Below are 11,887 nucleotides of genomic sequence, written 5' to 3' on the forward strand. Positions count from 1 at the left end.
CCGCTACAACACCCGACGCCGACACTCCCGCCTCGGACAACGATCACCGATCGCCTTCGAGGACGCCCTCCAACTCACACCAACTACGCTGGCACCAGCCGCGTAACCCGTGTCCAGGATTCGGGGTCAAGGCCCGCGTTCCAGCTCACTGCTGTCTAGGACAGAAGCCGACCTAGCTCACGCCTAGCGTCGCTGCTGGCAACCAACATCAGCGAAAGGACCGCGATGCCCGAGCAGACCAGCCCCGCGCCGGAGGGCTACACCACCGTGGCGCCCTGGGTCGTCACCGACGACACGGGAGCTTTCCTCGACTTCGTCACCCAGGCATTCGGGGGCGAGGAACTCGGGCGGGTGTCGACCGAGGAGGGCTTGATCGGTCACGCTGAGATCCGAGTCGGCGACACCGTCGTGTTGGCCTTCGACCGACACACGGACTGGCCCGCCATGCCGAGCCTGCTGCGCGTATTTGTCGCCGATGCGGACGAGGCGTTTTCCCAGGCCGTCGCAGCGGGCGGCTATGTCGTCACTTCCCTGGCCGACGACGCCTTCGGACAGCGCGGAGGGCGCATCAAGGACCCCTTCGGCAATATCTGGTGGGTGGTCAGCTGCGTTGAGGACGTCTCTGAGGGCGAGATGTGGAAGCGGCTGCAGGACCCCGTATACGCCGAGGTCATGCGCGTGGCTCAGGAGACGCTCGACGCCGAGCTCAGCGGTCGACGCCACGGGCGCAGCAGTGCACCCGTCAGGACAACCAGCTAAACCCGCGATGTCGGGGTTCGCATGCGCCAGACCGGTAGCCAAGGAGCGTCTTCTTTCTGCTTCGGCAGCTTGCGGGTGGGCCTGACACAGGGGTGAAGCCCCTGGTAGATGGGTTTTCGACCAAGAAATCCGTCTCTACTAGAGGCTTCACGTGATTGTTCACCCCTCCGGGCTGGACGTGTCCAGTTCTGCCCTCCGCTTCCTCTCCGTCCGTCTGCGGGAACACTGCCGTGGTCTCGCCCCCCGGTGGCGGCGCCTGAGCGCAGGTCGGCAGGCTCTGCTCGCCCTCGCCCATCTCCGCAACGGTCATCCGTATGTGCAGCTCGTGGCCGGGTTCGGCGTGGGCACCACCACTGCCTACCGCTACGTCACCGAGGCAGTTGAGGCTCTGGCCGCCCCTGCCCCGACGCTCGCCGAGGCGGTCCGGGCGGTGTCGATGAAGGCGTTCGTCCTGCTGGACGGGACGCTGCTGCCGATCGACCGAATCGCCGCCGACCGGCCTTTCTACTCGGGCAAGCACAAGAAACACGGGATGAACGTGCAGGTGATCGCAGATCCTTCCGGCCGCCTGCTGTGGGCCTCGCCGGCCCTGCCCGGAGCCGTCCACGACGTCCGTGCGGCCCGCGAGCACGGCATCATCGGCACGCTTGCCACAGCCGACGTCAACTGCTGGGCAGACAAGGGCTACCAGGGCGCCGGAGGCACGGTCCGTGTTCCCTACCGCGGCCGGTGGGAGACGCTCTCTGCAGGGCAGCAGGCCGTCAATCGATCCCACGCGAAGATGCGGGCGCTCGTCGAGCAAGCCGTCGCCACCCTCAAGTCCTGGCGACTCCTTCGTCGGCTCCGTTGCTCGACCACCCGCATCACGGTCCTCGTCCAGGCCGTCCTCTGCCTGCATCAGGTCAGCTCAGCTTGAGGACGGAAAACGCTCAGTGCATCCGGGCGCCTGTGCGGCCCGTCGGCCCGGCCCGCGAGGTCCGGGACAGGGCGCGAGAGCGGGATCCGCCACCCTGAACGATGTGCCCAGCATGCGTCGCTGGCTGGCTGTCATAACCATTGACTTTGCGGCAAGTTGACGCCATCTCGGATGCAAGGTGGGCGTCAAATGCTAGCCTCCTCCCGTTATCCACAAAGGAGGGGTGCCGAGTGAAGAAACTACTGAGCTTCGCGTCCGCACTGGCACTTTTGACCGGAATCGCCATTTCCTCGACAACGTCCGCCTACGCCGCTACAGACAGGAGTGGGACGGAACGGCTGAACATCCCGAACAGCAGTGCATGCAGGGCAGGCCGTACTGTCATGCAAGGCATGGTCGCGGGGCCCAACGGTCAGCTCTACATCATTTTCACCAAGGCGGGCGGGGAAGAGCCGGTACTGTCCAGATGGTTGCGCGACGGCTCAACCTGGGACGGTGCCAGCTGGACCTGCGCCGGGGCGCCGACCTCCATACCCGCACTCGGCCATGGCAACGACCTCGCCTACCATCCGGACTATCGAGGCCAGGGTCCTGTCCTGATTGCCACCCAAGGAAGTCAATCGGCGTACCCGAGCGACGCCGTGACGATCATCCATCTGAACTCGGCGGGATCTGTTGGCGCGAGCGAGGTAGTCCATCTGCCTATCGGCAATATCAGTGGCTTCTGCTACAGCGCGACGGCGGCCGACGGAGCCGGGAAATATGCTGCCCGCCGCGCCGGTAACCTGTGGACCCATCCCGGTGCCGGTTCGCTGACGAGCGGTTGGACGCTGGTGAAGAGCAACCTGACGAGTCACGACAATCGTTCCGACCAAGGCATTGACTGCTCCGAGAACTACATCTGGAATACCAAGTCCATCAACACTTCAACACCCGAAACCGGATGGAACTGGGTGTACCAGTACAACTGGTCCGGCGGTGACGTGGAGAGCGATATCGGAATTCCGGGGAACAACCTGACCGACGAGATCGAAGATGTTACCCACATTGGGAGCGACTTCTTCATCGGCGTCAACCGAAACGGCGGGAGCGCCGACTCCGTGAAGGTCTTCATCGAGTGAAGCCCTCCCTCGGCACAGCTGAGAAGGCGGCAGCGCCGAGGGATCCGCGTCGTCCCGCGGCAACCGGGGAGTGGGAGGACGACTACTGCGCTCGAATACGTGGCCTGCCGGCCGGTGTGCTCTGCGGAGTCGCCGCTACGCACGGACGCATGCACGCTGTGCGGACACTGCGCCAGAGGCTGCCGATGCTGACGCCCGCGGAAGTCATCGAGTACGTATGCGCCCTGCTGGACGGTGATGCGCCCGCGCGCCTCGTGGCTTCCCGGGTGCAGGGCCGCGCTGGGGGGTCTGTGCTGGGATCACGGGATGCCGGTCCGTCGCCGCTCTCGTCTCCCGGAGATGAGGGAGGGCATCGCTGCGGGCCTACGAGCGGCGGTCGGGGAAGCAGACATACCGGGAACGGAGCGGCTGGTGTTCTATTCTTCGTTCGAGACGGTCGCTCGTGGCAGCCAGGACAACTGTCCTGCGTCATCGAACCCTGATCGTGCGCCATCGAACTTCGACGAATGCGAGTTCGTGTCAGTGCAGTTTCATCATTTCTGCTCAGAGGTTCGGACGGGCGGCCCGCCGGGGGCTGCACACGTTTGCTGCCGCCGAAGCATGAGTGGCATGGAGCTGGCGGCCAGGGAGCGTTTCGCCTGGGCCGCGTGCCGCTCTCCCTGCAATCACCGCCGCCAGAGCTGCAGCGGCTCCGCCGATAGCAGCCCCTGCTGCAACCTCCCGCTCTGCTCGCGTTTCCGGGCCGGCAGGAGCACCCTGGAGGGGTGAGCCGTGCGCCCATCGTCGTGCAGCGGCCCTCGGTCTCCGGGGGCCGACGGGTCAGCGTGCACCGGCACGGCCGGGATGAGATTCTCGGCACCGCTTACAGCGATCACGACTTGGTGGTCTTCCTCGAGGGCGCCGGCATCGAGGACGCGGAAGCCGTTCTGGATGACCGGCGGTGGGTGGAGTGGCGCGGCGGCCGGGCTCACGATTTCCGTGCCGCCTGACCCAGCCGCCTCATTCGAGCCATGGGACGTGCGATTGCACACCGGCGTATACGCAGCGGCGTAGTGCGTCCGCGACAAGGGGGGACGGTAACGGGAAAGTGCACGCATGGACATCGCCTGGGGCGCTTACCCATACGCTGCTCACTACGCCGCCTACCTGGACCACCTCATGCGCCGCACTGAATGCGGCTCCACGCACTGAATCGTGGGCGCGGACCTGTGCACCCGCTACTCGCCATCGGACGCGCACGGGGTATCTCTTCCTGGCCCCGACCCGCCAGCCGGAGCTGCCGCTGAACCGCACTGGGACGGTTCTCCAGACATCTCGTACTGTCTCCTTGGCACGGGTTCTTGAGGCGTCCCGGTGGTCGGCTGCGTGTGAGGGTTCAGGACGCCTTCGGGGGAGTGGCGGGGGCGAGCTCGGACGTCGGGGGGGGGTCCCGGGTCACGGTTCCTGCTTGTGGCGGCTGGCGGAGGCTTGCCGGGTGTCCGCGCCGGAGCTGACGTGTCGCTGTGTCTCGCGGGTGCCGTGCCAGTCCAGGCACATCACGGTGGCGTCGTCTTCGAGCCGTCCGCCGGCGGCGTCACGGACCGCGGACGTCAGGATCAGTGTGGTTTCCCGCGGATGGAGGCCCCTGGTGCTTTGCAACAGCCGGGGGAAGTCGATGTCCTCCCCGTGGCGTTCGAGCATACCGTCGGTGAGCATGAGCAGACGGTCACCGGGGCGAAGGTCGATGGTCTGGGCCCGGTAGGGGTGGGGCTCGATGACGGACAACCCGAAGGGCGGGTCCACTTCGCAGGGGATCTCCTCCACGGTTCCGTTCCGCATGCGCAGGGGCCAGGGGTGGCCGGCGTTGACGAGCTGGGCCAGGCCGGTGTGCAGGTTGATGCGCAGTAGCTGGCCGGTGGCGTGGCCGCGGTCGTGGTCGGCCAGTGCCCGGTCGGCGCGGTGTGCCTGCTCGGTGAGGCTGGCTCCCGCGCGGCGGGCGCCGCGAAGGGCGCTCACCAGGACGGTGGCGGCCAGGGCGGCGGCGATATCGTGTCCCATGGGATCGGTTACCGACACATGGAGAGTGTCGCGGTCCAGTGCGTAGTCGAAGGTGTCGCCGCTGAGGTCTTCGGAAGGCTCGAGATTTCCGCACAGTGCGAACTGCGCGGCTTCGCACGACAGGGACGGGGGCAGCAACTGGTACTGGATTTCCGCGGCCAGTGTGGGGGGTCTGGAGCGTTTGCCCCAGGTGTAGAGGTCGGTGAAGCGCCCGTTGGCGATCACGATGTAGGCCAGGACGTGGGCGGCTTCCCCGACCCCTTCCAGGACGCCTTCGTCGGGGGCGGCCGGCAGCAGCAGTTCCAGCAGCCCGATGGCGTCCCCTCGGTTGGTGACCGGAACAATCATCCGCTGCCCCTGGCCAGTCACCTCTTGATACAGACGCTGGGTGCGGAGCACTTGCTCGTAGACGCTGCCGAACAGGGAAATCCGCTCCGCCTCCCGCCCGCCGCCCACATCTGAGGTGGACAGCCGTGCCACTGCCTTCCCTGTCAGGTCCACGATCAGGAAGGAGATCTCTCTTGCCGTGAAACGTCGTCGTAGATGCTCGGCGATGACGCTGACGGCGTCCACCGGTGCCGCTGTCTCCGCTGCCGTCAGCAGCCGGGGAAGTTCGCTCGGCGCACTGCTCACAGCTGCGGCCCCTTTCCGCCCTCATCTACCACCTTGCGAACTGCCAGGTGGGGGGTCAAATCTTGAACGGCCATGGGGGATGTCAGGGCAGTCACGCCGTGTGCCGCAGGACGGGCCCTTCATGGTCTGGCTTCGCCCGTGATCGGAGAAACAGCGCCTGTACTGCAACGGTGCTTGCCGTGGCTGATGGCCAGGTCAGGGGATGTGTCCGCGTTGTCTGCAGTGACTGTTGCGGGCCTGGTGTTGTCGGTGTCGGTGCCAGGTCGGCCAGTGCAGGGTGTGCTCGACAGGCCTGGGCCGACGGTCGGTGAAGCGGGTGATCAGCTGTCGCATCTCGCCGAGGCCGAGGTGGATGAGCTGGGAGGAGTCGTTTCTGCTTTGTCCGACTCCAGTTCTCGGGCTCTCGGGACGGTCAGGCAGGCGTGGGCAGCCATGGCGGGGGTCACGGGGCGATGCCAGCCAGGGAGCGGCGGACCTGGTGGTCGTCCAGACCGCATTCCTGCTTCGCGCTCTGGAAGCACTCCTCAATGGCCCACCGGCTGCCCGCAATGCGGATCAGGTCATCCAGGGTGGTCTGGGCGGGGCAGCAGGTGATGTAGTAGGAGATCTCCTGCGGGCGGGTGACGCTGCGGCGGGCGATCACCCCAGTGGTGGCAGCGGTCGGGTCGGTGCCAGGGTGGCACTGCGACGCGTGCCCAGTCGTAGATCCACAGGCTGTGAGCCCCGTTGCCGCAGGAACGGCGCTTTCGTTTCTGCCGCAGCAGGCCGTTGAACAGGTCGTGGACGGTGTGGTCGAGTGCCCAGCGGGTGACCGCGGTGTCGTGCCGGATGGTGGCCATGACGTGGAAGACGTCCGCCCGCTCCAGCTCGGAGCGCCAGCCTTTGCTGCACCCGTAGGCGGCACCCGCGGTCACCCACCGAAGCAGGATCCAGTCCGCGATCGCACGGCGGACCATCGCCCTGGCCATGGCCACCTTGGTCTCGAAGAGCATCGCGGTCTTGGCCAGTGCGACGACGTTGTTGACGTGTGTGCCGAGGTTGTCGGAGCACAACAGATTCGCGAAGCCGACCGCGTGGTCGATCAACACGATGGCGGTGTTTTCGGGCTTCAGCGGCTCAGGGACCGGCATGGTGTGCCGGCGCACCGACGCCGTTCCCGGATGCTTGCGCCACACTGCCGACCGACCCGCCGACATCGGTCGGGTCGGCGCTCTGCGCGACTTCGGGTCGGCGGGTATGGCGACGGGTTCTTGCGGGACGGGTTCGGTGGGCATGTGCGGAGACCTTCGCGTCCTGGACAGGGCCAGCAGCACAGCGGTTGCGCCCGCGCGGGAGCGGTCATGGCCGGGTGGCCTCCTGGCGGCCAGGACGCTTACGCGGGTTCGGTTCGTAGGTGAGTGGGGCGCGGGCGTCGTGTCGTACCCGGCCCGGGGTGGTTACTGGGCGGTGTAGCCGCCGTCGACGGGCAGGGCGATGCCGGTGACGTAGCCGGCGCCGTCACTGCACAGCCACAGCACGGCCTGGGCGATCTCGTCTGCGGTGCCGAGCCGGTCGATGGCCTGGCCCGCTTCGGCCTGGCCGCGGTCGAGCTCGCCGCGTTCGACCATGGTGTCGACCATGGGAGTGCTGATCGTGCCGGGGCAGACGGCGTTGATCCGGACACCCCGGGAGCCGTATTCGAGGGCGGCGCTCTTGGTCAGGCCGATCACGCCGTGCTTGGTGGCGTGGTAGGCGGCGCGGCCGGGGTTGCCGACCAGGCCGCCGAGGGAGGAGCAGTTGACGATCGTCCCGCTGCCCTGGGCGCGCATGTGGCGCAGTTCGTGCTTCATGCTTGCCCAGATGCCGCGCAGGTTGATGTTCTGGACGCGGTCGAACTGCTCGGCGCCCTCGTCTGCGGCGTCCGTGGGCGGGGGCATGATCCCGGCGTTGTTGTAGGCCATGTCGAGCCGGCCGAAGACTCCGACCGTGCGGTCGACGGCGGCGGCGACCTGGGCCTCGTCGGTGACGTCGCAGACCAGCGCGAGGACCTGATGGCCCGCCTCGGCGAGTTGCTGGGCGGCAGCGTTCACGGCGTCCCCGTTGATGTCGGCGAGGGCGACGGCGGCTCCCGAGGCGGCGAAGGCGCGGGCGGTGGCCAGGCCCATGCCGGAGGAGGCGCCGGTGACGAAGGCGACCTGGCCGGTGAAGTCGTAGGTGACGGACATGCGGGTCTCTCCTCGATGGCGGAACGGGTTCGTCCGGGCGGATGTCAGTGGGGTGCCGGTGTGGAGGCGTCGTCCGGCGCAGGGGCCGCAGCAGCGCGCTGGGCGACGATCCGCGTGCGATGGCCGGTGCCGCTGAGTGCGAGGGCGATGAGCGGCAGCAGGGTGAGTGCGGCGAAGACCGCGCCGACCAGGGCCGGTCCGGTCAGGCCGAGCGAGGAGTCCAGGGCCCGGCCCGCGACGAGGGAACCCGCGGCTATGCCGGTGTTGTAGCCGGAGGTGGTCAGCGCCGAGGTGAGGGTGGGGGCATCCCCGGCGAAGCGGACGGCCAGGGAGGTGACGACCGGGTTGACGGTGAACCCGGCCGCGGCCATGCCGAAGACCAGGACCACGGCGGCCACCGGACTGCTGGAGGCCGGGATCAGGGCCAGCAGGATGAGGGCGGTGGCCGCCGACGCGGTGATCGTCGTGGCCATCGGGCGACGGTCCCCCAGACGCCCGCCGATCGCGGTACCGCCCAGCGCTCCGATCCCGAAGGCGATCAGCACCAGCGGCACGGCCCCGGCGGGGATGCCCGCCCGGTCGGTGAGCAGCGGAGTGACGTACGTGTACGTCGCCAGCACCCCACCCATGATCAGCACCGCGGCGGCGAGCGCCAGCCACAGCCGTCCCTGCCCGAGGGCCCGCACCTCGGCCCGCACCGACACCCCGGCCTGCTGCTCGGTGCGCGGGATGAACCGGCCGACGAACGCGGCGGACAGGGCGGCGAGGAGCGCCAGCGCCCAGAACGGGCCGCGCCATCCGGTGTACTGGCCGACGAACGAGCCGATCGGTACGCCGACGACGTTGGCCAGCGTGAGGCCGCCCATCATGACGCCGACCGCACGTGTGGCGCTCGCCGGCCCGGCGGCGGTGGTGGCGATGACGAAGCCGACGGCCCAGAACGCCCCGGTGGCCAGTGCGGTCACCACCCGGGCGACCAGCACCACGGCGAAGGAGGTGCTGAGCGCGGCGACCACGTGCCCGAGGGCGAAGACGGCGAGCGCGCCGACGAGGGTGTGGCGCTGGGGCAGACGGAGGGTGGCCATGGCCATCGTGGGCCCGCCGACGATCATGCCGACGGCGAACGCGGTGATCAGCAGACCCGCGTGCGACACGCTGACGTTCAGGTCGGCGGCCATCTCGGGCAGCAGTCCGGCAATGACGAACTCGGTGGTGCCCATCAGGAACGTGCCGGCGGCCAGCACCCAGACGACGAACGGCAGTCGGCCTGGAGCGGACTCGGGGGCGGACCCGGTGACGGAGGGCATGCGAAGACTTCTTTCCGTACGAGGAGGGGCTGGGCGAGGTCAGGAGGCGGCCTCGATGGTGATCCGGTCGGCCCCGGACAACTGGTCGGCGTCGGCGTCGATGTGGCCGAGGATCAGCAGATCTCCGGAGGCGGCGGGGCCGTTCTTGTAGAAGATGGCGAGGTTGCCCCAGGGCGCGAAGTAGGCGATGTCTCCGGCCTTTGCCGCGGTCGGTTCGGGGGCGCCGTCGGTGGTCAGCTTCCTGGGCGGGTCGGCGATCCGCTCGGTTCCGTGGAAGTCCTCCAGATCCAGGGTGAGCGGGAGCAGGGAGGCGAGGTCACGGGCGGCGGGGCTGTCGTTCAACGCCGCGTCGACGGGCCGGCCGTCGATGGTGACGCGGATGTCCATCGGAGTTCTCCTGTCTGAGCCGGACGCGCTTGCCGCCATCGACGTCTGCGGCTGCCCGGACGCGGACGACGACGCGGAGTCGGTGGCCGCCTGCTCGGCGGGCGAGTCGTCGGAGCAGGCGGTCGCGGTCACCAGCAGTACGCCGGTGACGGCGGTGGCGATCACGGCACGGCGAAGGGTGTAGGTCATGGGGTGCCGCCCTGCGGGTCGGGCATGGGCTCGGCGTAGTGGCGAAAGCCCTCACGGCCGGTGTGCAGGCGGTACAGCCGTTCGGCCAGCGCCTCGGGGCTGGAGGTCGCGGAGTCGGGGCTGATCGCGCCGGGGACGATGAGCTGCGCGGCGTGGATGTTCTCCGGGGCGAGCGCGGTGTGGAGCATCGCCGCGTAGGCGCTCTCGGCGGCGAATGCGATGGAGGTGCCGGCCCGGTCCGGGTGCGGGCGTACCGCGCTGCCGCCGTTGACGAACAGCAGCGTGCCCCGGCGCAGCTCCCGCATACCGGGCAGGACCGTGTTCACGCAGGTGAGCGGCCCCTTTACGGAGAAGTCCAGCGGGTCGTCCAGGTCGGCTGCGGTCGTGTCCAGGACGGGCTTCATGAAGTCGACGCGGGGTACCGGGCTGTACTGGAGGATCTCGACGGGTCCCAGCGCGTGCGCGGCTTCGCGCAGGGCTGCGGTGAGGGAGGCGGCGTCGAGTACGTCGGCGGTGAAGCCGCGGGCATGGATGTTCTCACTCGCCAGTTCGGCTGCCAGGTTGTCCTGGTGCTGGGCGCTGCGTGAGAGGAGGGCGACGCTGTGGCCCGCTTTGCCGAAGCGGCGGGCGGCAGCCAGCCCCAGGCCGGGGCCGGCGCCGACGAGGGCGAAGGTGGTCACGGTAGTTCTCCTCAACAACGTGGGGGCGGGCGGGCCGCATCAGGGTGGCCCGTGGAAAGAGCGGTGGGATGCGCGAGGCGTGGGTCTGATGGCGCGCGTTCGTCGACGTCGTGCAGCCCACGGCGACCTGAACCGGGTGCCCGGATTCAGCCGGTGGCCGGGGCTGCGGCGTATCCGGCGTTGGTGACGGGGCTCAGCCAGTCCACGACGTCGTGGTCGTCGGCGCCCTCGTTGCGGGCCAGGTGGACCAAGAGCCGGTTCGGGGCGGCACCGTGCCAGTGTTCCTCGTCGGCCTCGGACAGGAGGCGGTCGCCGGGCCGGATGACTTCCACCGGGTCGCCGCTGCGCTGGTACAGGCCGATCCCTTCGGTGACGAAGACGGTCTGGCCCAGCCGGTGGCGGTGCCAGTGGGCGCGGGCGCCGGGCACGGAGTGCACCAGGGACGCGGTGCCCCGGGAGGGGGCGGGCGCCGCGGCGACGGCGTCGATGCACACCTCGCCGGTGAACCAGTCCGCCGGACCCTTGACGGTGTCGATCGGGCTGCGGGTGATCCGCACAGTCGCACCTTGTCCAAGAGAAGAGGTCAGGGCTTGAGCAGCGTCTTGATGGCGCGGCGCTCGTCCATGGCCTTGTAGCCTTCGGCGACCTGGTCCAGGGGCAGGGTGAGGTCGAAGACCTTCCCCGGGTCGATCCGGTCCGACAGGACGCGGTCGATCAGGTCGTGCAGGTAGCGGCGTACCGGGGCGGGGCCGCCGCGCAGGCCGACGTGCGAGAAGAACAGCTCCTGGCCGGCGATGGCGACGTCGTGCGGGACGCCGACGAAGCCGACGTTGCCACCGGGGCGGGCGGAGTGGAGGGCCTGCTGCATGGCCTGGGCGGTGCCGACGCACTCCAGGACGCTGTCCGCACCGATCCCGCCGGTCATCTCCTTGATCCGGGCGACGCCTTCCTCGCCGCGCTCGGTGACGACGTCGGTCGCGCCGAACTCCCGGGCGAGCTTCTGCCGGGACTCGTGGCGGGACATGGCGATGATGCGCTCCGCACCCAGTTCCCTGGCGGCGATCACCGCGCACAGGCCGACCGCACCGTCGCCGACGACGACGGCGGTCGAGCCGGGCTTGACCTCGGCGGCATCGGCGGCCCACCAGCCGGTGCCCATCACGTCCGAGACGGCCAGAAGCCCCGGCCAGAACCGCTCGTCCGGCACACCGTCGGTGGCCACGAGGGTGCCCTGGGCGTTGGGGATCCGGACGTAGTCGGCCTGGCAGGTGGACATGAACTCGCGGTTCAGGCAGTTCGACTGGAACCCGTTGCGGCAGTTCGCACAGGTGTTGTCGGAGGTCGCGAACGAGCCGACCACGAAATGGCCCGGCTTGACCGAGGTGACCTCGGACCCGACTTCCTCCACGAAGCCGACGTACTCGTGGCCCATCGGATGGGCGTGATCGGTCGGCTCCAACCCCCGGTACGGCCACAGATCCGACCCGCACACACAGGTCACCGCGGTGCGGATGACCGCATCGGTCGGGTGCTCGATCTTCGGTTCTTCCAGAGTCTCGAAGCGGATGTCGCCAGGGGAGTGGATCACTGCGCCGCGCATGAGAGGTTCCTTTGCCTACGGGTTGCAGGTACGGGCCCCAGAGCCTCGGTCGGC

At 68.8% G+C, this 11,887-nt stretch carries 11 protein-coding genes and 1 pseudogene; 4 read left to right on the top strand and 8 right to left on the bottom strand.

The genetic code is table 11. The features are described 5' to 3' along the window. The first annotated feature begins 225 nt into the window (after positions 1 to 225). The 4 genes from ACZ6IM_RS32890 to ACZ6IM_RS32905 all read left to right on the top strand — a co-directional run bounded on the left by ACZ6IM_RS32890 (position 226) and on the right by ACZ6IM_RS32905 (position 3,785). Positions 226 to 759 (top strand): VOC family protein, encoded by a 534-nt coding sequence (locus ACZ6IM_RS32890; protein WP_469561621.1) that lies wholly within the window; start codon positions 226 to 228, stop codon positions 757 to 759. Between the two features lie 151 nt (positions 760 to 910). Further along, positions 911 to 1,675, top strand: coding sequence for an IS5 family transposase (locus ACZ6IM_RS32895; protein ID WP_469561624.1), 765 nt, complete (start codon positions 911 to 913; stop codon positions 1,673 to 1,675). 230 nt (positions 1,676 to 1,905) lie between these two features. Then, positions 1,906 to 2,796 (top strand): hypothetical protein, encoded by an 891-nt coding sequence (locus ACZ6IM_RS32900; protein ID WP_469561627.1) that lies wholly within the window; start codon positions 1,906 to 1,908, stop codon positions 2,794 to 2,796. Positions 2,797 to 3,560: 764 nt separating this feature from the next. Beyond that, a complete protein-coding gene (locus ACZ6IM_RS32905) occupies positions 3,561 to 3,785 on the top strand; it encodes a hypothetical protein (protein ID WP_469561630.1) in 225 nt (74 codons plus the stop codon). A 445-nt stretch (positions 3,786 to 4,230) separates the two neighbouring features. Here ACZ6IM_RS32905 and ACZ6IM_RS32910 read toward each other — a convergent pair whose 3' ends face one another. The 8 genes and pseudogenes from ACZ6IM_RS32910 to ACZ6IM_RS32945 form a co-directional block, all read right to left on the bottom strand. Further along, positions 4,231 to 5,466 carry a SpoIIE family protein phosphatase gene (locus ACZ6IM_RS32910; protein WP_469561633.1) on the bottom strand — a complete coding sequence of 412 codons (1,236 nt, stop codon included), beginning with the start codon at positions 5,464 to 5,466 and terminating at the stop codon, positions 4,231 to 4,233. A gap of 320 nt (positions 5,467 to 5,786) precedes the next feature. Continuing rightward, positions 5,787 to 6,492, bottom strand: a pseudogene (locus tag ACZ6IM_RS32915) (IS701 family transposase); the annotation flags it as partial. Positions 6,493 to 6,902: 410 nt separating this feature from the next. Beyond that, complete coding sequence (locus tag ACZ6IM_RS32920) at positions 6,903 to 7,670, bottom strand: glucose 1-dehydrogenase (protein WP_469561636.1); 768 nt, start codon at positions 7,668 to 7,670, stop codon at positions 6,903 to 6,905. A 44-nt stretch (positions 7,671 to 7,714) separates the two neighbouring features. Continuing rightward, positions 7,715 to 8,977, bottom strand: coding sequence for an MFS transporter (locus tag ACZ6IM_RS32925; protein WP_469561639.1), 1,263 nt, complete (start codon positions 8,975 to 8,977; stop codon positions 7,715 to 7,717). Between the two features lie 39 nt (positions 8,978 to 9,016). Next, positions 9,017 to 9,553, bottom strand: a complete 537-nt coding sequence (locus tag ACZ6IM_RS32930; RefSeq protein ID WP_469561642.1) for a cyclophilin-like fold protein — start codon at positions 9,551 to 9,553, stop codon at positions 9,017 to 9,019. Continuing rightward, on the bottom strand, positions 9,550 to 10,233 hold the full coding sequence (locus tag ACZ6IM_RS32935) for an SDR family NAD(P)-dependent oxidoreductase (protein ID WP_469561645.1): 684 nt from the start codon (positions 10,231 to 10,233) through the stop codon (positions 9,550 to 9,552). Before ACZ6IM_RS32935 ends, ACZ6IM_RS32930 begins: the two co-directional genes overlap by 4 nt. Before the next feature lie 146 nt (positions 10,234 to 10,379). Continuing rightward, positions 10,380 to 10,790, bottom strand: a complete 411-nt coding sequence (locus ACZ6IM_RS32940) for a cupin domain-containing protein (protein WP_469561648.1) — start codon at positions 10,788 to 10,790, stop codon at positions 10,380 to 10,382. Positions 10,791 to 10,816: 26 nt separating this feature from the next. Continuing rightward, entirely contained in the window at positions 10,817 to 11,833 is a 1,017-nt protein-coding gene (locus ACZ6IM_RS32945) for a zinc-dependent alcohol dehydrogenase family protein (protein WP_469561651.1), read from the bottom strand. Between the last annotated feature and the right edge of the window lie 54 nt (positions 11,834 to 11,887).

The organism is Streptomyces sp. NPDC042336, assembly GCF_055581985.1.